The organism is Mesorhizobium sp. SARCC-RB16n (assembly GCF_008520305.1).
Taxonomy (GTDB): domain Bacteria; phylum Pseudomonadota; class Alphaproteobacteria; order Rhizobiales; family Rhizobiaceae; genus Mesorhizobium.
In genome coordinates, this window is record NZ_ML703263.1 from 436268 (window position 1) to 458791 (window position 22524).

Annotated in this window: 16 protein-coding genes; 12 read left to right on the top strand and 4 right to left on the bottom strand. The window is 63.6% G+C overall.

The features are described from left to right. Positions 1–6: 6 nt before the first annotated feature. The 12 genes from C7I87_RS10710 (at position 7) to C7I87_RS10770 (ending at position 15299) form a co-directional block, all read left to right on the top strand. A complete protein-coding gene (locus tag C7I87_RS10710) occupies positions 7–696 on the top strand; it encodes a hypothetical protein (RefSeq protein ID WP_188393805.1) in 690 nt (229 codons plus the stop codon). Further along, positions 693–1022, top strand: coding sequence for a hypothetical protein (locus C7I87_RS10715; RefSeq protein WP_149904158.1), 330 nt, complete (start codon positions 693–695; stop codon positions 1020–1022). Before C7I87_RS10710 ends, C7I87_RS10715 begins: the two co-directional genes overlap by 4 nt. 84 nt (positions 1023–1106) lie before the next feature. After that, on the top strand, positions 1107–2003 hold the full coding sequence (locus C7I87_RS10720; protein ID WP_149904159.1) for a class II glutamine amidotransferase: 897 nt from the start codon (positions 1107–1109) through the stop codon (positions 2001–2003). Between the two features lie 4 nt (positions 2004–2007). Then, positions 2008–2730, top strand: a complete 723-nt coding sequence (locus C7I87_RS10725) for a GltB/FmdC/FwdC-like GXGXG domain-containing protein (RefSeq protein ID WP_149904160.1) — start codon at positions 2008–2010, stop codon at positions 2728–2730. A gap of 6 nt (positions 2731–2736) precedes the next feature. Continuing rightward, a complete protein-coding gene (locus tag C7I87_RS10730; RefSeq protein WP_015318914.1) occupies positions 2737–4065 on the top strand; it encodes an FMN-binding glutamate synthase family protein in 1329 nt (442 codons plus the stop codon). A gap of 32 nt (positions 4066–4097) precedes the next feature. Beyond that, positions 4098–5405 carry a type III glutamate--ammonia ligase gene (glnT, locus tag C7I87_RS10735; protein WP_149904161.1) on the top strand — a complete coding sequence of 436 codons (1308 nt, stop codon included), beginning with the start codon at positions 4098–4100 and terminating at the stop codon, positions 5403–5405. Positions 5406–5496: 91 nt separating this feature from the next. Then, positions 5497–6750 (top strand): sarcosine oxidase subunit beta family protein, encoded by a 1254-nt coding sequence (locus tag C7I87_RS10740; RefSeq protein WP_149904162.1) that lies wholly within the window; start codon positions 5497–5499, stop codon positions 6748–6750. Between the two features lie 10 nt (positions 6751–6760). Continuing rightward, a complete protein-coding gene (locus C7I87_RS10745) occupies positions 6761–7036 on the top strand; it encodes a sarcosine oxidase subunit delta (RefSeq protein WP_140617375.1) in 276 nt (91 codons plus the stop codon). A 226-nt stretch (positions 7037–7262) separates the two neighbouring features. Beyond that, a complete protein-coding gene (locus C7I87_RS10755; RefSeq protein WP_149904164.1) occupies positions 7263–10244 on the top strand; it encodes a sarcosine oxidase subunit alpha in 2982 nt (993 codons plus the stop codon). Beyond that, positions 10237–10863 carry a sarcosine oxidase subunit gamma gene (locus C7I87_RS10760; protein WP_149904165.1) on the top strand — a complete coding sequence of 209 codons (627 nt, stop codon included), beginning with the start codon at positions 10237–10239 and terminating at the stop codon, positions 10861–10863. Before C7I87_RS10755 ends, C7I87_RS10760 begins: the two co-directional genes overlap by 8 nt. A 104-nt stretch (positions 10864–10967) precedes the next feature. Then, positions 10968–13337 carry a trimethylamine N-oxide demethylase gene (locus tag C7I87_RS10765; RefSeq protein WP_149904166.1) on the top strand — a complete coding sequence of 790 codons (2370 nt, stop codon included), beginning with the start codon at positions 10968–10970 and terminating at the stop codon, positions 13335–13337. Positions 13338–13589: 252 nt separating this feature from the next. Continuing rightward, positions 13590–15299: a trimethylamine N-oxide permease gene (locus tag C7I87_RS10770; RefSeq protein ID WP_149904167.1), complete on the top strand. Its 1710-nt coding sequence runs from the start codon at positions 13590–13592 to the stop codon at positions 15297–15299. Between the two features lie 72 nt (positions 15300–15371). Here the strand turns inward: C7I87_RS10770 and C7I87_RS10775 are convergent, their stop codons facing one another. The 4 genes from C7I87_RS10775 to C7I87_RS10790 form a co-directional block, all read right to left on the bottom strand. Then, positions 15372–18518, bottom strand: coding sequence for an efflux RND transporter permease subunit (locus C7I87_RS10775; RefSeq protein ID WP_149904168.1), 3147 nt, complete (start codon positions 18516–18518; stop codon positions 15372–15374). A gap of 258 nt (positions 18519–18776) precedes the next feature. Beyond that, positions 18777–19913: an efflux RND transporter periplasmic adaptor subunit gene (locus C7I87_RS10780; RefSeq protein WP_149904169.1), complete on the bottom strand. Its 1137-nt coding sequence runs from the start codon at positions 19911–19913 to the stop codon at positions 18777–18779. A 54-nt stretch (positions 19914–19967) separates the two neighbouring features. Beyond that, positions 19968–20573: a TetR/AcrR family transcriptional regulator gene (locus C7I87_RS10785; RefSeq protein ID WP_149904170.1), complete on the bottom strand. Its 606-nt coding sequence runs from the start codon at positions 20571–20573 to the stop codon at positions 19968–19970. A 186-nt stretch (positions 20574–20759) separates the two neighbouring features. Beyond that, entirely contained in the window at positions 20760–22400 is a 1641-nt protein-coding gene (locus tag C7I87_RS10790) for an acyl-CoA synthetase (protein ID WP_149904171.1), read from the bottom strand. Positions 22401–22524: the final 124 nt, after the last annotated feature.

Sequence of the window (22524 nt, forward strand, 5' to 3'; positions counted from 1 at the left end):
GATAAAATGTCCGAGGTGACATCAGCACTGTTTGCCGGGACAATTGTCCTGGCTCTCGCCCTTCACTTTGCGTGGCTGGCACGCCGCAGCCGCGACAGGGCGTCGGCAGCACTCGTCGCCGATGAGGCCGGCATTCGCACCGTCGTCGCGGACGCGGCCAATGTCTCCGATGGCACCGCTGGCGTCATCACCTGGGAAGGATCGTGGAACGGCCAGCGTGTCCAGCTGCGCACCATCGTCGATACGCTGGCGACGCGAAAGCTGCCAGCACGCTGGCTCAGCGTTTCGGTGACCGAGAAGGTCGCGGTACCCGCGATCTTCGACATGATGATGCGGCCCGGCTCGCCGACGACATTCTCCAACTTCGACCATCTCCAGCATACGCTGCCGAAAGCGCCCGGCTTTCCTGCCGAAGCGGTGCTGCGGACAGACCGCCGGGGCACACGTTTCCCGCAAGGCATCATCGCCGGTCATCTCGAAGCCTTTTCGGATGGCCGCGCCAAGGAGCTGTTGATCACGCCAAACGGAGTACGCATCGTGTGGCTGCTGGCGGAAGCCGAACGGGCACGCTACGGCGTGTTCCGGCAGGCGGCGTTCGGCGAGGCGCGGATTGATCCGGCGGTGATCGAACGGCTGCTCGTCTCTCTCTCGGAGCTGCGCGACGCCATCAACCATAGCGAACGGCAGGTCGCATGAGCAGTTCAAACACTTTGCCGGCACCAGTGAACCCTTATCTCGTCTTGGGCGCGGCAATCGTGCTGCCGGCAAGCGGGCACGTCATTCTGGGTGTACCGGTGCGTGGCTTGCAGTTTCTTTTCTTCATGGTCATCCTGGCGTGGGTTACCGCCAAGATCGCGCCGCCCGACGCCAGCTTCGTCGGCCGCCATGCCGGCGGCTTCCTGATCTACGCACTGTCGATCCTCGACGCCTACAAGCTCGCCCGCATCCGCAGCGCCAAATGGGTTCACAATGTCAGGCGGGACGGTGATGATGTGCCCGGCGACATCGGGCCGCACACGTAACCAGAGGAAAATTTTTTTCATACCATTGAATTCAAGGATTTCATTCGGTACATCATATCTGGTCACAAACGTCGGGAGGCTGACATGTGCGGAATCGTTGGACTTTTCCTGAAGGACAAGGCGCTTGAGCCGAAGCTCGGCGCGATGCTGTCGGAGATGCTGGTATCGCTCAGCGACCGCGGCCCTGACAGCGCCGGCATCGCCATCTATGGCGCGACCGCCGGGAACGAGGCCAAGATCACCATCCAGTCGCCGAAGCCGGAACGCGATTTCCGCGGCCTGGACGCCGAACTCGCCAAGGCCCTCGGAGCGCCAGTGAGCATTGCGGTGAAATCGACACACGCGGTGATCAGGACCACGCCCGACAAGGTCGACGCGGCGCGTGAAGCCCTCCAGTCGCTCAGGCCCGACGTCCGCGTCATGGGCGCCGGCGAAGCGGTTGAGATCTACAAGGAAGTCGGCCTGCCGGAAGCTGTCGTCGATCGCTTCGACGTGCGCAAGATGACCGGCACGCATGGCATCGGCCACACCCGCATGGCCACGGAATCGGCGGTGACGACGATGGGCGCGCATCCGTTCTCGACCGGCGCCGACCAGTGCCTGGTGCACAATGGATCGTTGTCCAACCACAACAATGTCCGCCGCGAGCTGGTGCGCGAAGGCATGAAATTCGAAACCGAGAACGATACCGAGGTCGCCGCCGCCTATCTCTCCTCGCAGATCGCGCATGGCAAGAATCTCGGCGAAGCGCTGGAAGGCACGCTGTCCGACCTCGACGGCTTCTTCACCTTCGTCGTCGGCACCAAGAACGGTTTTGGCGTGGTGCGCGATCCGATCGCCTGCAAGCCCGCAGTGATGGCCGAGACCGACCAGTATGTCGCCTTCGGCTCGGAATATCGCGCGCTCACCAAACTGCCCGGCATCGACAATGCGAGGGTCTGGGAACCGGAGCCCGCAACCGTTTATTTCTGGGAGCATTGAGTTCATGCCGGCAACCTCCAAGGCCACGCGCGAAAGCCATGCGCGCGTCTTCGACCTCGATGTGTCGTCGCTGCGCGAGCTCAACCAGGCGCTCCACAACCTGACCCCCGGTTCGAACGAGACGGCATGGGAAGTGCTCAACCCGAAAGGCAACCATTCGGTCGCCGTCGGTGTCGACCAGCCCGTCAGCATCGATGTGCGCGGCAGCGTCGGCTATTACTGCGGCGGGATGAATTCGGGCAGCACGATCACCGTGCACGGCTCGGCCGGCCCGGGCGTCGGCGAGAACATGATGTCGGGTTCCATCGTCATCAAGGGCGACGCCAGCCAGTATGCCGGCGCCACCGGCAAGGGCGGGCTGCTGGTCATCGAGGGCAATGCCTCGTCGCGTTGCGGCATCTCGATGAAGGGCATCGATATTGTCGTGCACGGCAATATCGGCCACATGTCGGCCTTCATGGCGCAGTCCGGCAATCTGGTGGTGCTGGGCGATGCCGGCGACGCGCTGGGCGATTCCATCTATGAGGCGCGCCTCTTCGTGCGCGGCAAGGTCGACAGCCTGGGCGCCGACTGCATTGCCAAGGAAATGCGGCCCGAACATCTGGAGTTGCTGCAGGGTCTTCTTGACCGCGCCGGCCTGACCGGCGTCAAGCCGTCGGAGTTCAAGCGCTACGGCTCGGCGCGCACGCTCTACAATTTCAATATCGACAACGCCGACGCGTATTGAGGCAAGATGACGTACCGCAACCCGCCGACGACGCCGCGCAAATCCGCGACCTTCGACGACTACACGCTTTCCGAAATCCGCCGCGCCGCGGCGACCGGCATCTACGATATCAGAGGGGCCGGCGCCAAGCGCAAGCTGCCGCATTTCGATGACCTTTTGTTCCTCGGCGCCTCGATCTCGCGCTATCCGCTGGAAGGTTATCGCGAGCGGTGCGACACATCCGTGGTGCTGGGATCACGCCATGCCAAGAAGCCGATCGAGCTGAAGATCCCGATCACCATTGCCGGCATGAGCTTCGGCTCGTTGTCCGGCCCGGCCAAGGAAGCGCTCGGGCGCGGCGCGACGCTTTCTGGCACTTCGACCACGACCGGCGATGGCGGCATGACCGAGGAAGAGCGCGGCCATTCCAAGCAACTGGTCTATCAGTACCTGCCGTCGCGCTATGGCATGAACCTGCGTGACCTGCGCCGCGCCGATGCCATCGAAGTGGTCGTCGGCCAGGGCGCCAAGCCCGGCGGTGGCGGAATGCTGCTCGGCCAGAAGATTTCCGACCGCGTCGCCGAAATGCGCACGCTGCCCAAAGGCATCGACCAACGCTCGGCCTCGCGCCACCCCGACTGGACCGGTCCGGATGATCTCGAGATCAAGATCCTCGAATTGCGTGAAATCACCGACTGGGAAAAACCGATCTACGTCAAGGTCGGCGGCGCCCGCCCCTACTACGATACAGCACTCGCGGTGAAGGCCGGCGCCGATGTTGTCGTCGTCGACGGCATGCAGGGCGGCACGGCAGCGACGCAGGAAGTGTTCATCGAAAATGTCGGCCAGCCGACGCTCGCCTGCATAAGGCCGGCCGTGCAGGCCCTGCAGGATCTCGGCATGCACCGCAAGGTGCAACTGATCGTCTCCGGCGGCATCCGCAACGGCGCCGATGTCGCCAAGGCGCTGGCACTCGGCGTTGACGCGGTATCGATCGGCACGGCGGCACTCGTGGCGCTCGGCGACAATGATCCCCGCTGGGAGGCGGAGTACAATGAACTCGGCACTACGTCAGGCGCCTATGACGACTGGCATGAGGGCAAAGACCCCGCCGGCATCACCACGCAGGACCCGGAACTGATGAAGCGGGTCGACCCCGTGGCCGCCGGGCGCCGGCTGGCGAACTATTTGAAGGTGATGACGCTGGAGGCGCAGACGATCGCCCGCGCCTGCGGCAAGAACAGCCTGCACAATCTCGAACCCGAGGACCTCGTCGCTTTGACGATCGAGGCAGCCGCCATGGCTGGCGTGCCGCTGGCCGGCACCAACTGGATACCGGGGAAGAACGGCTTCTAGAACACATCCAAAGACATAAGCGAGGAACTATAATGGGGAACGATCTCGCCGCATTCGCCAAAGAGCACGGCGTCAAATATTTCATGATTTCCTACACTGACCTGTTCAGTGGCCAGCGTGCCAAGCTGGTGCCAGCGCAGGCGATATCAGACATGCAGAAGGACGGTGCCGGCTTTGCCGGATTCGCCACCTGGCTCGATCTGACGCCGGCGCATCCGGACATGCTGGCGGTGCCGGATCCGGACTCGGTCATCCAGCTGCCATGGAAACCTGAAGTCGCCTGGGTTGCCGCCACCTGCATCATGGATGACAAGGAGGTCGACCAGGCGCCGCGCAACACGCTGAAGCGTCTGATCGCCGAGGCCGCCGCCGACGGCATGCATGTCAAGACCGGCGTCGAGGCCGAGTTCTTCCTGATCTCGCCGGACGGCAAGGCGATCTCCGACGAATACGACACGGCATCGAAGCCTTGCTACGACCAGCAAGCCGTGATGCGCCGCTACGATGTCATCGCCGAGATCTGCGACCACATGCTGGCGCTCGGCTGGGGCGCCTACCAGAACGACCACGAGGACGCCAACGGCCAGTTCGAGATGAACTGGGCCTTCGACGACGCGCTGCCGACCGCCGACAAGCATTCCTTCTTCAAGTTCATGGTCAAGTCGATCGCGGAAAAGCATGGGCTACGCGCCACCTTCATGCCCAAACCCTTCCAGGGCCTGACCGGCAATGGCTGCCATGCTCATATCTCAGTCTGGGACAAATCGGGCAAGACCAATGTCTTCGCCGACAATTCGATGGAGCTCGGTCTTTCTGCCAAGGGCAAGAACTTCCTCGGCGGCATCATGAAGCATGCTTCGGCGCTCGCCGCGATCACCAACCCGACGGTGAATTCCTACAAGCGCATCAACGCGCCGCGCACCATTTCGGGCGCTACCTGGGCGCCGAACACGGTGACCTGGACCGGCAACAACCGCACCCACATGGTGCGAGTGCCTGGCCCCGGCCGCTTCGAATTGCGCCTGCCGGATGGCGCCGCCAACCCTTATCTCTTGCAGGCAGTCATCATCGCCGCCGGCCTCGACGGCATCCGCTCGAAGGCCGATCCGGGCAAGCGCTACGACATCGACATGTACCAACACGGCCACACGGTGAAGGGCGCACCGAAGCTGCCGCTCAACCTGCTCGATGCGCTGCGCGAGTTCGACAAGGACAAATCGCTTAAGGCGGCGCTGGGTGAGGAATTCTCGTCGGCATATCTAAAGCTCAAGCATCAGGAATGGAATTCCTATGCTTCGCACTTCACGCAATGGGAGCGCGACCACACGCTGGACATCTAGAGCATCGGACCGAAAAGTGTGACACGGTTTTCGGCGAATCCGATGCGTCAGGAAAGTTCCTGTTTGGGGCGAGCGACCTCGGAATGAACGTATGAAATACTCGATCTTCTCGCTCGCCCGCGCCGCTCTTTCCGGCCACAAGAACTGGCAACGCACTTGGCGCGACGCCGCCCCGAAGGACCGCTACGATGTGGTGATCATCGGTGGCGGCGGCCATGGGCTCGCCACCGCCTGGTTCCTGGCCAGCGAGTTCGGCATCAAAAATGTCGCCGTGCTGGAAAAGGGCTGGATCGGCTCCGGCAATGCTGGCCGCAACACCACCATCATCCGCTCCAATTACGGCCTGCCCGGCAATACCGGCTTCTACGAATTGTCGATGAAGTTGTGGGAGCGGATGGAGCAGGATCTCAATTACAATGCGATGGTCAGCCAGCGCGGCGTCATCAACCTCTACCATTCCGACGCGCAGCGCGACGCCTATGCGCGGCGCGGCAACACCATGCGCATCAACGGCATCGACGCCGAACTGCTCGACCTGGCGGCGGTCAAGAAGATGATCCCGTTCCTGAACTTCGACAATGCGCGCTTTCCCGTGCAGGGCGGATTGCTGCAGCGGCGCGGCGGCACGGCGCGGCATGATGCCGTGGCCTGGGGCTATGCCCACGCTGCCAGCGAACTTGGCGTCGACATCATCCAGAATTGCGAAGTCACCGGCTTTGTCAGGGACGCGAACGGCAAGGTGACCGGCGTCGAGACCTCGCGCGGCAGGATCGGCGCCGGCAAGGTCGGCATGGCGGTGGCCGGCTCCTCGTCGCGGGTCGCTGCAATGGCCGGCCTGCGGTTGCCGATCGAAAGCCATGTGCTGCAGGCCTTCGTCTCGGAGGCGATCAAGCCGCTCATCCCCGGCGTCATGACGTTTGGGGCCGGCCATTTCTATGTCAGCCAATCCGACAAGGGCGGGCTGGTCTTCGGCGGCGACATCGATGGCTACAATTCCTACGCCCAGCGCGGCAATATGCCTGTCATGGAAGATGTCTGCGAGGGCGGCATGGCACTGATGCCGATGATCGGCCGCGTGCGCCTGTTGCGCCAATGGGGCGGCATCATGGACATGTCGATGGACGGCTCGCCGATCATCGACAAGACACCGGTGGACGGGCTCTATCTCAATGCCGGCTGGTGCTATGGCGGCTTCAAGGCGACGCCGGGTTCGGGCTTTGTCTTCGCCCATCTGCTTGCCCGCGACGAATCGCACGAGGAAGCTGCAAGGTTTCGCCTGGACCGATTCCGGACTGGCGCCATGATCGACGAAAAGGGCCAGGGCGCCCAACCGAACCTGCACTGAGGACGGTCACATGCGCATTGTCTGTCCCTTCTGCGGCGAACGCGAACTCGGCGAATTCACCTATCTCGGCGACGCCAAGCCGGTGCGGCCGGCACCTGGAGCATCCGAAGACGAGGTCTACGATTACGTCTATCTGCGCGACAACATCGCCGGTGTGATGGATGAGAACTGGTACCATGGCGGCGGCTGCCGGGCCTGGCTGAAGGTCACTCGCAACACGCTGACGCACGAGATTTCAGCGGTCGAACCGGCGGCGGGTGCCGGGGCCAGGCAGGTTGCGAAATGAATATCTTCTGTCAACTCGGCGTCGCCCCTCACCTGCCTGCCGGCATCCTCTCCCCGTATAGGGACGGGGAGAGGGGTGCTGCCGTCGCCGATTTCGCCAATCGCCAACGTTGCAAGAAGGGAGCCGGCGTTGCGGCCAGCCCCCTTCTCCCCGTCACTATACGGGGAGAAGTGCACGGCAGGGCGATGAGGGACGGCGCAAGCCTTCCGATTGTGAGGCGTGCATCGTGACTTCCTTTCAATCCAATCGCCTGGCCAACGGCGGTCTCGTCGACCGCTCCGCGCCGTTCAACTTCCGCTTCGACGGCAAGAGCTTCTCCGGTTTCAAAGGCGACACGCTTGCCTCGGCATTGGTTGCCAACGGCGTCAAGCTGGTCGGCCGCTCGTTCAAATATCACCGCCCGCGCGGCATCCTGACGGCCGGGTCGGAAGAGCCCAACGCACTGGTGGAACTGCGCAGCGGTGCACGGCGCGAGCCGAACACCAAGGCGACGACGGCAGAGCTCTATGACGGGCTCGTCGCCGCCAGCCAGAACCGTTGGCCGTCGCTCGACTTCGACGTGATGTCGGTCAACCAACTGTTCGCGCCGATCTTCGTCGCCGGCTTCTACTACAAGACCTTCATGTGGCCGGCGAAGTTCTGGGAGGCGATCTACGAACCGGCGATCCGCCGCGCCGCCGGCCTCGGCCGCGCAGCGGGCATCGCCGATCCCGACCATTACGACAAGGCTTGGGCGCATTGCGACGTGCTGATCGCCGGATCCGGCCCGACGGGCCTCGCGGCCGCTCTCGCGGCAGGCCGCAGCGGCGCCCGCGTCCTGTTGTGCGAAGAGGATTTTATCCTCGGCGGGCGTCTGCTTTCGGATGGCGGCACGATCGACGGAATGCCGGCGGCCGAATGGCTTTCACGGACGCTCGACGAGCTTGTCGCGATGCCTGATGTCCGCATCATGACGCGCACGACGCTGTTCGGCGTCTATGATGGCGGCACCTATGGCGCGATCGAGCGCGTCAGCGACCACCTGCCCTCGCCGCCGGAGTACCAGGTGCGCCAGCGACTGTGGCGGATCGTGGCCAAGCGCTGCGTCGTCGCGGCAGGCGCGCTCGAACGGCCAATCGTCTTTGCCGGCAACGACACGCCGGGCGTGATGATGGCGTCCGCGATGCGCAGCTATATCGCACGTTACGCTGCGGCACCGGCCAAGCGCATCGCGCTGTTCACCAACAATGAGGACGGATGGCGCACGGTCGAGGCAGCACTCGGCGCCGGGCTGCAGGTTGCGGCCGTGATCGACGCGCGCGCGGAAATCTCGCCCGAGCACCGCTCGCTTGCCAGCAAGGGCGGCTTTCCCGTTCTGCATGGCTCCGTCAGCGGCATCGATGGTGGCAAGAATGGCGTGCGCAGGATTTCCGTCTCGCTCACCGGCGGCGCGCGTGCCGAAGTGGAAGCCGACGGACTTGCCGTTTCGGGCGGATGGAACCCGGCGGTCGGGCTCACCTCCTATCATCGCGGCCGGCCGAAATGGCGCGACGATATCGCCGCCTTCGTGCCCGATGGCGCGCCTCCGGGAATGGTTGCGGCTGGTGCCGCCAACGGCGCCTTCGGGCTTGGCGCCTGCCTGCGCGAAGGATTTGCGGCGGGCGCGGCGGCTGCACGTGATGCCGGACATGGCAATGGTTCAGGCTCCACGCCGGTGGCCGACGACGAGGCGTTTTCGCTCACACCGCTCTGGCATGTTGCCGGCAAGGGTAAAGCCTTCGTCGACCAGCAGCATGATGTCACCGCATCCGATATCGAGCTGGCGCAGCGCGAAGGTTTTGAATCGGTCGAGCACCTGAAGCGCTACACCACGCTCGGCATGGCGACCGACCAGGGCAAGACCTCGAACGTCGCCGGCCTCGCCATCATGGCGGTGGTCACTGGCAAGTCCATTCCCGAGACCGGCACGACAATCTACCGGCCACCTTATGTGCCGGTCGCCATCGGCGCCTTCGCCGGCCATCATCGCGACGAGAATTTTCATGCGACGCGGCTGACGCCGTCGCATCATTGGGCCGTCGAACAGGGCGCGGTGTTCGTCGACACCGGGCTGTGGAAGCGCGCGCAATGGTATCCGCGCGCCGGCGAGAAGGACTGGCTGGAGTCCGTAACCCGCGAGGTCAAGGCGGTGCGCGGCGGTGTCGGCTTCTGCGATGTCTCGACACTCGGCAAGATCGACGTGCACGGCGCGGACGCCGGCGCCTTCCTCGACCGCGTCTACATCAACACCTTCTCCAACCTCGCGGTGGGAAAGGCGCGCTATGGGCTTATGCTGCGCGAGGACGGCATCGTCTACGACGACGGCACGACGTCGCGGCTGGCCGAGGACCACTATTTCCTGACCACCACCACGGCCAAGGCCGGGCTGGTGATGCAGCATCTCGAATTCTGCCGGCAGGTGTTGTTTCCGGAGCTCGATGTCCAGTTGACGTCGGTCTCCGACCAGTGGGCGCAATTTTCGATCGCCGGACCCAAAACCCGCGACCTGTTGAAAGAGATCGTCGATCCTTCGGAAGACCTTTCCAACGAGGGTTTTCCCTTCATGGGCGCACGCGAAGTCGCGTTGCGCGGCGGCGTCAGGGCGCGGCTGTTCCGCATCTCCTTCTCCGGCGAAATGGCGTTCGAGATTTCGGTGCCGGCGCGCTACGGCGAGGCGATGGCCCGCAATCTGATGATTGCGGGCAAGCCGTTCGGCGTGACGCCTTACGGCACCGAGGCGCTCGGCGTCATGCGTATCGAAAAGGGTCATGTCGCCGGACCGGAACTCAGCGGCACGACCACCGCCGCCGATCTCGGCCTCGGCAAGATGATGTCGACCAAGAAGGATTTCATCGGCCGCGTCATGGCCGGCCGGGAGGCGCTGGTGGCAGCGGATCGGCAGGTCGTCGTCGGCGTCAAGCCGGTCGACAAGGCACACCGCTTGCGCTCCGGCGCGCATATCATTCCGAAGGGGCAGACACCTGGACCCAGCAATGACCAAGGCTATGTCACCTCGGTCTGCTTCTCGCCGACGGTTGATCAGTGGATCGGGCTCGCCCTCGTCGAACGCGGCCGCGAGCGCATTGGCGAGATCGTGAACGCACATGATCCGCTGCGCGGCGAGGACTACGATGCCGTGATTTGCAATCCCGTCTTCTACGATCCGGATGGAGGGCGCCAGCGTGGCTGAGTTTTCGTGGGAAACCCGCAGTCCGCTCGATCGCGCGCTTGTCGGCGGCGCCCACGGTGCGCAAGGCGAAGTCGGCGTGGCGCTGACCGAGATCCGCAATTTCGACCTCGTCCAGGTTATTGCGCGGCGCGGCAGGGCGCCTGATATGGCGAGCGCCGCTCGTGCGCATTTCGGCGTTGCGGTTCCGGAAACGCCGAAGGCAGTCCGGGCTTCGGACGCCACGCTGATCTGGTCGGGACCGGACCAGTTCTTCGTCCTGTCGAATGGCGGCAAGCATGGGATGGACGCGCTCGGCCAGGCGTTTTCGTCCTCAGCTTCGCTGTCGGACCAGTCACATGCGCGGGTGTTGATCAGCATTTCCGGCGACAAGGCGCGCGCCCTGCTCGCCAAGCTGTCGTCGATCGATCTGTATCCGGCGGCGTTCCCTGTCGGAGCCGCGGCAGCCACCTCGATGGACCACACCAGCGTCATGCTGTGGCGCGGCAATGATGCGCCGGACGAACAGGCTGTGTTCAACGTTCTGGTGTTCGCGACCTTCGCCGAAAGCCTGTGGCACACGATGCTGGACTCGGGTGCCGAATATGGTGTCGAGATCGGGCATTCGGAGGACCTGGCATAGCTGTGCGCTTCTTCCCTGCCTTGCCAAACTCCGCTCCGCTGCTATTCTTGCTGCTAAAATAATTTTACACACAGGCAAACTTGTTTCTCGAACCTCGAGTTGAGATGAGCCAGTCGCCCTACCCCGCCGTGACAGCCGGACCGCCCAGGCCAAGCCTGATCCTGCGGCCCGGCCAGATCGCGCTGCCGGCCGGCGTGGAGCGCTATACCGTACAGGGCAATGGCGCGGTCCTGATCGAGGTCGAGGCCGGCGACACGATCACGGTTCGCAATGTCGAGGGTGGCCAGGCCTGCGAATTGCTGGCCTGGGACAAGTCGGGCGTCACCGACCCCAGCATTCTCGGCGAAAAATCCAATAGCAATGCCGCCGGCGTCAAGGCGCTGCTCGCCGAGGGCGACGACAGTCTCGGCACACTGCGCCGCGGACTCGAACGTCGCCAGGTTCAGCTTGACCAGGCCAAGGCGGTGCGCGTGTTTGGCGGCGCCACTCCGGCCGGTACCGAGCAGGCATTCGCGATAGCGCGCGATGGTGCGATGCTGATTGGCGCGCCCGGCGGACCGATGCTGGTCGATGGCCACGACACGGCGACGCCACTCAGCGTCATCGTGCGGCGAAACACGATCCGCCTGAAGGCAAAATCCCGGCTTGCCGATCCACTGGCCGATCCGGTGCTCGATCTGCGCGTCCATTCGGCGACGGCGGAATCCTATTTCGTCAAGGCGGGCGACTATCTGCAGATCATCGATGTCGACGGGCGCCAGTGCACCGACTTCCAGTGTTTCTCGGCGCGCAAGCTGGACAAGGGGCTCGACCATCCGCTCGACGTCACGACGACGCGCACGCTGATGGGCGCGAGCTATCCGATGCCCGGCCTGCATTCGAAATATTATGACCAGGACATGGAGCCGTTGGTCGAGGTGGTGCAGGACACGTGCGGCCGGCACGACGCTTTCGCGCTCGCCTGCGCTGCCAAATATTACGACGATATCGGCTATCCCGGCCACACCAACTGCTCTGAGAATTTCAACCGTGCGCTGGACGGCAAGGGCGTCAATCCCCGCGCCGGCTGGATGGCGATCAATTTCTTCTTCAACACGGCGATCGACGCGCATGGCGTCATGGTGTCGGACGAGCCATGGTCGCGGGCCGGCGACTATGTGCTGCTCAGGGCGCTGACCGACATCGTCTGCGTCTCCTCCGCCTGCCCCGACGACACGACGCCGGCCAATGGCTGGGACCTGACCGACATCCACGTGCGGACCTATTCCGGCCAGCACAAATTCTCGCGAGCGATCGCCAGACGCATGACGCCCGATTCGGAACCGAAAATGACCCGCGAGACAGCCTTTCACCAGAGCTTTGCCAAGCACACGCGCGACTTCGTCGAGTACAGGGGCTATTGGCTGGCCAATTCCTTCGCCAGGGAAGGAGCCATCGCCGAATACTGGGCCTGCCGGCAAGACGCGGTGATCATGGACCTGTCGCCGCTGCGCAAATTCGAGGTCACCGGCCCGGATTCGGAAGCGCTGCTGCAATACACGCTGACCCGTGACGTCAAGAAACTCGGCATCGGCCAGGTCGTCTACTCCGCCATGTGCTACGAGCATGGCGGCATGATCGACGACGGCACGCTGCTGCGGCTCGGCAAGGATAATTTCCGCTGGGTCGGCGGCGACGACCTGTCCGGCGAATGGCTGCGCGAGACGGCGACAAAGCTCGGCCTCAACGTGCTGGTGCGCTCGTCCACCGACCAGATGCACAATATCGCCGTGCAGGGGCCAAAGAGCCGCGACATCTTGAAAGAGGTGATCTGGACTTCACCCTTACAGCCGTCGATCGAGGAACTTGAATGGTTCCGTTTCGCGGTCGCCCGCATTGGTGGGGGCAATGGCATTCCCGTCGTCGTCTCTCGCACCGGCTACACGGGCGAACTCGGCTACGAGATCTGGTGCCATCCGCGCGACGCCGAAAAGGTGTTCGACGCGATATGGGCAGCCGGCCAGCCGCACGGACTGAAGCCGATGGGCTTGCAGGCGCTCGACATGGTGCGCATCGAGGCCGGGCTGATCTTCGCCGGTTACGAATTTTCCGACCAGACCGATCCGTTCGAGGCCGGCATCGGCTTCACCGTGCCGCTCAAGAGCAAGACCGACGATTTCATCGGCCGCGAGGCGCTGATCCGGCGCAAGGACCATCCGCAGACGAAACTGGTCGGCCTCGACATCGACGGCAATGTCGCCGTCGGCCATGGCGACTGCGTCCATGTCGGCCGTGCCCAGATCGGCGTCGTCACCTCGGGCATGCGCTCGCCTGTGCTGAGCAAGAACATCGCTCTGGCGCGGCTCGACGTCACCCACGCCGCCATCGGCACGGAGGTCGAGATCGGCAAGCTCGACGGCCATGCCAAGCGGCTGCCGGCGCGGGTCGTTGCCTTTGCCCACTACGATCCGCAAAAGACCAAACCACGTTCCTGAGCTGCCCTTTTGGGATCACAAAGCCTCCGTCGTCGACGCCGACGGAGGCTTTGCCGTTCGCGCGCGTAAGCGTGATGTGCATGGCTTCACAAATCGCTTGACGTGAAAGCGCGCCGGATCAATCTTCACTCTTAAGAAAAAAATACGACTGAGTGGAAACACTGCGGCCGGAACAATCATTTGCCGGGGAGCAAGCTTCGCGTAGCCGAGGCATCGCTGGCGGGGAACATCGAAAAAGGGGAACTCATCGACATGAGCACGATAAGTACGGTCCTGGACCAGCCTGCCGAAAGCAAGCTGCTCAGGCATATCGACTGGCGCGGCGCCTTCTGGGTGGCGAGCGGCGTTCCGGCGCTGGTTCTGTTCTCGATCGGCGGCATTGCCGGCACGACGGGAAAGCTGGCCTTCCTGATCTGGACGGTGTCCATGATCATGGGCTTCCTGCAGTCCTTTACCTATGCCGAGATCGCCGGCCTGTTTCCGAACAAGTCTGGTGGCGCCTCGATCTACGGCGCCACGGCCTGGCTGCGCTATTCCAAGTTCATCGCGCCGCTGTCGGTGTGGTGCAACTGGTTCGCCTGGTCGCCGGTGCTGTCGCTCGGCTGTTCGATCGCCGCCGCCTACATCCTCAACGCGCTGGCGCCGGTGCCGCTGTTCACCGAAACCTCGCCCGATGTCGTCGCCTACATCGCCGCGCATGCCGGAACGAGTGCCGCCGATGCCATCACGGCGGTGACGGCCGCGGCGACGCCGGCGATCCGCAACTGGACGCTGTGGAGCCACACGCTGGGACCGGTTTCGTTCACGCTCAACGCCACCTTCTTCATCGGCGCGGTGCTGATGCTGATCATCTTCTCGATCCAGCATCGCGGCATCCTGGGCACCGCCAGCGTGCAGAAATATATCGGCCTGCTGGTCATCATCCCGATGCTGATCGTGGGCGTGGTGCCGATCTTCACCGGTCAGATCGACTGGTCGAACTTTTCGCCGCTGGTGCCGCTCGCCGCCGCTTACGCACCCGAGCCCGGATCCTGGAACATCGCCGGCTGGACATTGGCGCTCGGCGGCATGTTCATCGCCGCGTGGTCGACCTATGGTTTTGAGACCGCCGTCTGCTACACGTCGGAATTCAAGAACCCCGGCACCGATACGTTCAAGGCGATCTTCTATTCCGGCCTGCTCTGCATGCTCCTCTTCATCCTGGTGCCCTTCACCTTCCAGGGCGTGCTGGGCCTGAACGGCATGCTGGCGACGCCGATCGTCGATGGCTCCGGCGTGGCCGATGCGCTGGCCGGCATGGTCGGCGGCGGCAAGCTCATCCACAGTCTGCTTGTGATGCTGATGATCCTGGCGCTGGTGCTGTGCATCATGACAGCGATGGCCGGCTCCTCGCGCACGCTCTACCAGGGCTCGGTCGATGGCTGGCTGCCGCGCTATCTCAGTCACGTCAACGAGCATGGCGCGCCGACGCGGGCCATGTGGACCGACCTCTGCTTCAATCTGGTCGTGCTGGCCATCGCCTCGGCCGACGCGACGAGCTTCTTCTTCATCCTCGCCGTGTCGAACTGCGGCTACATCATCTTCAACTTCCTCAACCTCAATGCCGGCTGGATCCACCGCATCGACAACGGTCATATCGTACGGCCATGGAAAGCGCCGAGCTGGCTCTTGGGGATCGGGGCGATCTTCGCCTATGTCAACGCCATCTTCATGGGCGCAGGCGCCAAGGTGTGGAACCCGATGGCGCTGTGGGCGGGGCTGATCACGGCCGCGCTGATCATCCCGGTGTTCTGCTTCCGCCACTATATCCAGGACAAGGGCAAATTCCCCGATCATATGCTGGCCGACCTCGGCATGGCGGGAGCCGACCTTTCGGTCAAAAAGGCGGGCATGCTGCCCTATCTGACGCTGGTCGCCGGCGTGGCGGTCATGCTCATCGCCAATTGGGTATTCGTCATCTGATGATCTGACCGCGGCCCAAGCCACTGCATCAAGGAAAACCGGCCGGTCGATTTGCGACCGGCCGGTTTTTTCTTATTCCGCCGCCAACGCCAATTGCGGCCGTTCGATGCCTTCGATCTCTCCTGGCTCCTGGGCCTGCTCGTCGGTCTTCGCCTTCTTCGGCTCGCGGCCGAAGAAGAGCGCATATCCCGCCGGCAGCACCAGGATGGTCAGCACGGTCGCGACCAGAATACCGCCCATCATGGCGTAGGCGAGCGGGCCCCAGAACACGGCGCGCGAGATCGGGATCAGTGCCAGCACCGCGGTCATCGCCGTCAGCACGATCGGCCTGAAGCGGCGCACCGCCGAGCCGATGATCGCTTCGGAACGATCCATGCCCCTGGCAATGTCCTGGTCGATCTGGTCGACCAGGATGATCGAGTTGCGCATGATGATGCCGAGCAGCGCGATGACGCCGAGGATGGCGACGAAGCCGAATGGCGCGCCGCTGATCAGCAGAGCCGCGGCAGCGCCGATGATGCCGAGCGGGCCGGTCGCCAGCACCAGCATCGCCTTGCCGAAGTTCTGTAGCTGGATCATCAGCAGCACGACGATGATGGCCAGCATGATCGGCGCCTTGGCGGCAATCGAAGCCTGGCTTTCGGCCGAATCCTCGGCCCCGCCCTGAATCTCGATCTTGTAACCGGGCGCCAGGCCGTCGCGCAGACCCTGCATGTCCTTGTACATCTTGGTGACGACGTCGTTGGACTGCACGCCGTCGGGCAAAGTGGCGCGCACCGAGATGGTCGGCAGGCGGTCGCGGCGCCACTCTATGCCTTGCTCCAGCACAGGCACCACCTTGGCGACCTGCGACAGCGGCACGAAGCCGCCGAAATCGGTCGGGATATAGACCGAGTCGACCGAGGACAGCAGGCTGCGGCTGGCATCCGGCTCGCGGGCGACGATGGACACCGTCTCCTCGCCGTCACGGAAATCGTCGAGCGGCGCGCCGGACATCGCGGCCTGCAGCATCTGGCGGATGCGCTGCGAGGTGACGCCGAGCGCACGGGCGCGATCCTGGTCGATGACCAGCTTCATCGCCGGCACTGGCTCCAGCCAGTCGTCATGAACGGCGCCAAGCAGCGGATCCTCGCGGAACTTCGCCTTCACCTGGTCGGCGATGCGGCGCACCTCCTGACGATCCGGACCCATGACGCGCATCTGCACGGGCCAGCCCGTCGGCGGTCCGAGGAACAGGCGGTCAACCTTGGCGCGGATCGACGGGAAATCCTGCGCCAGAACCGTGCGCAGCTTGACGATCAGCCGCTCGCGGGCCGGCTCGTCATTGGCCATGACAAGCATCTGGGCGAAATTCGGGTTGCGCAGTTGCTGGTCGAGCGGCAGGAAGAAGCGCGGGGCGCCTTCGCCGATATAGGTGGCGATGAAACGCTTGTCCTTGTCGTCCATCATCTTGGCTTCCAGGGCCTTGGCCTGCGTCTCGACTTCCTTGATGCTGGTGCCTTCCGGCAGCCAGAGGTCGACGAGGATTTCGGGCCGAGACGATTGTGGGAAGAAGTTCTGCGGGATGAACTGGAAGGCCCACAGGCTGGTGCCGAAGGTCACCAGCGTCATGACCAGCACGATGATGCGGTGGCGCACCGCCCAGCCGACGGTCGAGCGAAGCCGGCGGTAGAAACGCGTGTCGAAGGCATCGTGGTGGGTGCCGGCATGCTTGCGCTGCTTGAGGATCATATGCCCCAGCCACGGCGTGAAATAGACCGCCACGAACCACGACACGATCAGCGCGATGCCGACGACATAGAACAGGGTGCGCACATATTCGCCAGCCGTCGAGGCGGCGAAGCCGACCGGGATGAAGCCGGCGGTGGTGATCAGCGTGCCGGTCAGCATCGGGAAGGCGGTCGAGGAATAGGCGAAGCTCGCCGCCTCGATCTTGACCAACCCCTCCTCGAGCTTCCGCTCCATCATCTCGACGACGATCATGGCATCGTCGACGAGCAAGCCGAGCGCGATGATCAGCGCGCCCAGCGAGATGCGCTGCAGGTCGATGCCGATTTCGTACATGATGGCGAATGTGGCGGCGAGCACCAGCGGTATGGCGATGGCGATCACCAGGCCCGAGCGCCAGCCGATCGACAGGAACGAGACGACAAGCACGATCAGCAGCGCCTCGCCGAGCGCATGCATGAACTCGGCGACCGCGTCCGTGACGACGCCGGGCTGGTCGGAAATCTGGTCGACCGAAACGCCATAGGGAAGCGCTTCCTCGAAGTGCTTGTAGGTCGCCTCGACATCCTTGCCGACGTCGGTGACCTTAAAACCCTTGGCCATGACGACGCCAAGCTGCACGCTGTCATGACCATTGAAGCGGTATTTGCGCTGGAAGGGATCTTCCAGCCCCGAAGTGACGGTGGCGATGTCGCCCAGCCGGGTGACCTGACCGCCGGCGCGCAGGCGCAGCTCGCGGATGTCGGCGGCCTTGGCGACGTCGCCTTCGACCGAAATGCGCACCGAATTGACGCCGGTATCGACGGAACCAGCCGGGTCGACGTTGTTCTGGCCCTTGATCGCGTTCTGCAGGTCGGTCAGCGTCAGGCCGCGTTCGGCCAGCGCCTTGGACGAGACGTCGATGTAGAGTTTTTCCGGCTGGTCGCCGATGATGACCGCCTTTTCGACGCCAGGCGTCGTCAAGAGCATATCGCGCGCCTGGATGGCGAACTTCTTCAGCTCCGGATAGGAGAAGCCGTCGCCGCTGATCGAATGCAGCGTGATGAAGGTGTCACCGAATTCGTCGTTGAAATAGGGGCCGAGCAGGCCCTGCGGCAGGTCGCCCTGGATATCGCTGACCTTCTTGCGCACCTGATAGAAGGCGTCCTTGACTTCTTCGGCATTGGTGTCGCCCTTGATCTGGACGGTGATAATGGCGCTGCCGGCCCGGGTGAAGGAACGCACGAAGTCGAGATGCGGCGTCTCCTGCAGTTTGCGCTCGATCTTGTTGACGACCTGGTCTTCCATCTCCTGGATCGAGGAGCCCGGCCAGATCGCCTGCACGACCATGACGCGGAAGGTGAAGTCGGGATCTTCCTTCTGGCCCATGCGCATCAGGCCGAGCGCGCCGGCGATGATGATCAGCCCGAACAGGAACCGTGCGATGGAGGGATGGCCGATTGCCCAACGCGAGAGATTGAAGGGCCGCTTTTCTTCAGTGGAGGTCGTCATCGGTGCTGGTCCACTTTGCTTGGTTGCCGGCGCCCTGGTGCTTCGAGGATGTGCTTCGAAGAAGCCTGGCGCGCAAAACGAAATCATCTGCGTTCGATACTGGTTTCCGGGCGGCGTCGCTCTTCGAGCGGAGAGACACTCATCGCGGTGGGACGCGAGGATCGATGCGGGGGTACATCGGCCTTGACGTCTCGACCTTCGGGCGTGCGCCGCCCGGAAACCTGCGGCCGCGGGAACGCGCGGCCGACCTGTCTGTCGTCAGCGCAGCTGGCTGGCGCCCTCGGCCGAGGCGGACTGCTGTGTAACGCCGCCGGCGAGTTTTACCTTGAGGTTCTCGGTCATGAACTGTGTACCGGCGGCGACCACGACATCGCCCGGTTTCAATCCCTCCGCGACCCGCACGCCATCGGCGGCAAACTCTGCGACCTTGACCGGACGGGCATGAACCGTGTCGGCGCCACGATCGACGGTCCAGACGATCGACTGGCTGTCTTTCTCGGCGAGCGCGCTCAGTGGGATAGACACGAGCTGCTTTTCATTGGCTGCCGACGCTTCGATATTTGCGGTCATGCCGAGAAGCACGCGCGGGTCGTTGGGCAGGCTGACGCGGACGGCAAAGGTGCGCGACTGCGGATCGGCGCTGCCGGCGACCTCGCGAACCTTGCCGTCCAGCGCCAGAGCGGCATCGGACCAGAAGCCCGCCTTGACGTCCTTGCCCGGCTTGAATTGCGCGATCTCCATTTCCGGAACCGCGATCAGCACTTCCTTTTCGCCATCAACCGCGACGGTGACCACCGGCGTGCCCGACCCGACCACCTGGCCGACATCGGCGTTGACCGCCGTGACGATGCCGTCCCTGTCGGCCTTGAGGTCGGTGTAGCCGACCTGGTTCCTAGCCTGGGCAAGCGTCGAGCGGGCGGAGTCGCGCGTGGCGACAGCCTGGTCATAAGTCAGCGTTGCCTGTTCGAGCTGCGATTTCGGCGCGAAGTTCTTGGCGAAAAGCTGCTCGGCGCGCTTGCGGGCGAGTTCGACGGTCTCGACCTGCCGTTCGGAGGCATCCAGCGCGGCCTGCGCGCTCTTGACCGACAGGTCATAGTCGGAGGGATCGATGCGGGCGAGCACATCGCCAGGCGCCACGCGCTGGCCGATGTCGACGAGACGTTCGGTGATCTTGCCGTTGACGCGGAAACCCAGCGTGCTCTCGGTCCGGGCACGCACCGATCCGGAATAGGACAGCGTGCGGGTGTCATGCGCCTGGGCGATCTCGACTACCTTGACCGGGCGGATGATGTCCTTCACCTCCGCTTTTTCCTGCGAGCAGCCGGCAAGCCCAAGCGATGCGACGATCAGGCCGGCAGCTGGCAGCTTGCGAAGGATGGAACTGGGCAAAAACATCTTGATACTCCCGACTGGAGACGGACTGTCGACACCGGCACCGACTGGCGGCGGCTATTTCAAGGCTCTGATGGCATAATCGATGAGCTCTTCGGGCATCGCCCGATTGGTCTTTGCGAGGCACTGCGCCACCATCTGCGGATGGCACAGGATGACGGTGGCGGCACCGAAGCAACGCGACGCGGTCACCGGATCCTGCTTCCTGAACTCGCCGGCTTCGATGCCATCGCTGATCACTTCGGCGAAGAGATCGTGGATGCTGTCGACATGCTTGTCGATGACGCCCCAGTCGCGCTCGAGGGCGACGATGACCATCTCGTGGACCTTCTGGTCGTCGAGCATGACCTCCATCGTCATCTTGTACTGCGCATGCACGTAGCGCCGCAGCCGCTCCTCGGCGCTGATCGGCAGGTGCATGATCTCGTAGGCCATCTTGTAGCTGGCGCCGAGCATCCGGCCACAGACGGCCTGGTGGATTTCGACCTTGGAAGCAAAGAAACGATAGATGTTGGCCGGCGACATGCCGAGTTCGCGGGCAATGTCGGCGACGTTGGTCTTGCCGTAGCCATAGTGCCGGAACAGGCGCTCCGCACAATCGAGAATGCGCGTTACATTTTCCTGTCGGGCGACGTCGGCGACGATGTTGGCGGCTTCGGACATAGCTCTCTGTCAAATAACGAGTGACGAATTTCGATTTTCGTCAGTCGTAAATCGAAAAAGGCGGGATGTCAACGCGAATTCGACGTACGCGTACAATAGGTGACAGATGGTGACACCCCGTAGACGGAACCAGGCGGTCCAACGATGCGGGGCCACAAAAATATTTACGCTAAGCTGCGTGAGGCATCAGGCGACCTTGGCCATTTCCCGCAGCCGGAACTTTTGGATCTTGCCGGTCGAGGTCTTCGGTATCTCGGCGAAGATCACCGCTTTCGGCACCTTGAAGCGGGCGAGTAGCGCCCGGCAGTGCTCGATGATCTCCGCTTCGCTCGCCTCCTTGCCCGGCTTCAGCTCGACATAGGCGACAGGCACCTCGCCCCATTTGTCGTCATGACGCGCCACGACGCCGCAGGAGGCGACGGCGGGATGCTTGTAGAGCGCGTCCTCGACCTCGATCGAGGAAATGTTCTCGCCGCCGGAGATGATGATGTCCTTGGAGCGGTCCTTGAGCTGGATGTAGCCGTCGGGGTGCATGACCCCGAGATCGCCCGAGTGGAACCAGCCGCCGGCGAAAGCCTCGTCCGTTGCCTTGCGGTTCTTCAGGTAGCCCTTCATGACAATGTTGCCACGGAACATCACCTCGCCGATGGTCTCGCCATCGGCGGGCGTTTCGGCCATGGTCTCGGGATCCATCACCGTCAAGCCTTCGAGCGCGGCATAGCGCACGCCCTGCCGTGCCTTCTTGCCCGCCCTCGCCCCTTTGTCGAGTGCGTCCCAGCCATTATGCCATTCGTTGACGACAGCCGGACCGTAGGTTTCGGTCAATCCGTAGAGATGGGTGACGGCAAAGCCGGCGTCCGCCATGCCCGACAGCACGGCTTCGGGCGGCGGCGCGGCCGCCGTGTTGAAGGTGACCGTTTGCGCAAACGCGCGCTTGTCCTCCTCCCTGGCGTTGATCAGCACCGACATGACCACCGGCGCGCCGCATAGATGGGTGACGCCGTGATCGGCGATCGCGTCATAGATCGGCTTCGGCCGCACCCAGCGCAGGCAGACATGCGTGCCGGCCTGGACGGCGAGCGTCCAGGGAAAACACCAGCCATTGCAATGGAACATCGGCAGGGTCCAGAGATAGACCGCGTGCTTGGCCATGCCGGCATGAATGGTGTTGGTGTAGGCCATCAGCGCGGCACCCCGGTGATGGTAGACGACGCCCTTGGGATTGCCTGTCGTGCCCGACGTGTAGTTGAGCGAGATGGCGTCCCATTCGTCGTCGGGCATCGACCACGTGAAATCCTCGTCGCCGCCAGCGACAAAATCCTCATAGTCTGATGTGCCGACCCGCTCGCCTTTCGGATAGGGCGCGTCAGCGGCGTAATCGGGATCGTCGTAGTCGATGACCAGCGGCTTGGCCTTGGCCAGACCGAGCGCCTCGCGCACGACTCCGGAAAACTCGCGATCGACGATCAGCACCTTGGTCTCGGCATGATCGAGCTGAAAGGCGATGACCGCTGCATCAAGGCGCGTGTTGAGCGAGTGCAGCACCGCTTTGGTCATCGGCACGCCGAAATGCGCCTCCAGCATCGGCGGCGTGTTCGACAGCATGACCGTCACCGTATCGCCCTTGCCGATGCCGTGCTTGTGCAGCGCCGACGCGAGCTTCAGGGAGCAGCGCCAGAAATCGCGATAGCTGATGCGCTGTCCCCCATGGATGATGGCAATGCGGTCGGGATAGGTTCTTGCCGCGCGCTCCAGATAGGTGAGCGGCGTCAGCGGCTGGTGGTTGGCGGCGTTCCTGTCGAGATCCTGTTCGTAGGGATTGGCCATCCCGTCCTCCCCAAAGTCTTTTCGAGCGTTCTAACCCCAGGCTCGTCGTCACGCTATCCCCCCTGAAGGGCTGAGAATGCTATACTGCGCCGACTTGCTGGAATGGTGATCTCGATCGAGCCGC

Bases quoted from the DNA above. Each gene is read 5' to 3' on its own strand.
- C7I87_RS10710 (WP_188393805.1), top strand. From the start codon at position 7: ATGTCCGAGGTGACATCAGCACTGTTTGCCGGGACAATTGTCCTGGCT.
- C7I87_RS10715 (WP_149904158.1), top strand. From the start codon at position 693: ATGAGCAGTTCAAACACTTTGCCGGCACCAGTGAACCCTTATCTCGTC.
- C7I87_RS10720 (WP_149904159.1), top strand. From the start codon at position 1,107: ATGTGCGGAATCGTTGGACTTTTCCTGAAGGACAAGGCGCTTGAGCCG.
- C7I87_RS10725 (WP_149904160.1), top strand. From the start codon at position 2,008: ATGCCGGCAACCTCCAAGGCCACGCGCGAAAGCCATGCGCGCGTCTTC.
- C7I87_RS10730 (WP_015318914.1), top strand. From the start codon at position 2,737: ATGACGTACCGCAACCCGCCGACGACGCCGCGCAAATCCGCGACCTTC.
- glnT (WP_149904161.1), top strand. From the start codon at position 4,098: ATGGGGAACGATCTCGCCGCATTCGCCAAAGAGCACGGCGTCAAATAT.
- C7I87_RS10740 (WP_149904162.1), top strand. From the start codon at position 5,497: ATGAAATACTCGATCTTCTCGCTCGCCCGCGCCGCTCTTTCCGGCCAC.
- C7I87_RS10745 (WP_140617375.1), top strand. From the start codon at position 6,761: ATGCGCATTGTCTGTCCCTTCTGCGGCGAACGCGAACTCGGCGAATTC.
- C7I87_RS10765 (WP_149904166.1), top strand. From the start codon at position 10,968: ATGAGCCAGTCGCCCTACCCCGCCGTGACAGCCGGACCGCCCAGGCCA.
- C7I87_RS10770 (WP_149904167.1), top strand. From the start codon at position 13,590: ATGAGCACGATAAGTACGGTCCTGGACCAGCCTGCCGAAAGCAAGCTG.
- C7I87_RS10775 (WP_149904168.1), bottom strand. From the start codon at position 18,518: ATGACGACCTCCACTGAAGAAAAGCGGCCCTTCAATCTCTCGCGTTGG.
- C7I87_RS10780 (WP_149904169.1), bottom strand. From the start codon at position 19,913: ATGTTTTTGCCCAGTTCCATCCTTCGCAAGCTGCCAGCTGCCGGCCTG.
- C7I87_RS10785 (WP_149904170.1), bottom strand. From the start codon at position 20,573: ATGTCCGAAGCCGCCAACATCGTCGCCGACGTCGCCCGACAGGAAAAT.
- C7I87_RS10790 (WP_149904171.1), bottom strand. From the start codon at position 22,400: ATGGCCAATCCCTACGAACAGGATCTCGACAGGAACGCCGCCAACCAC.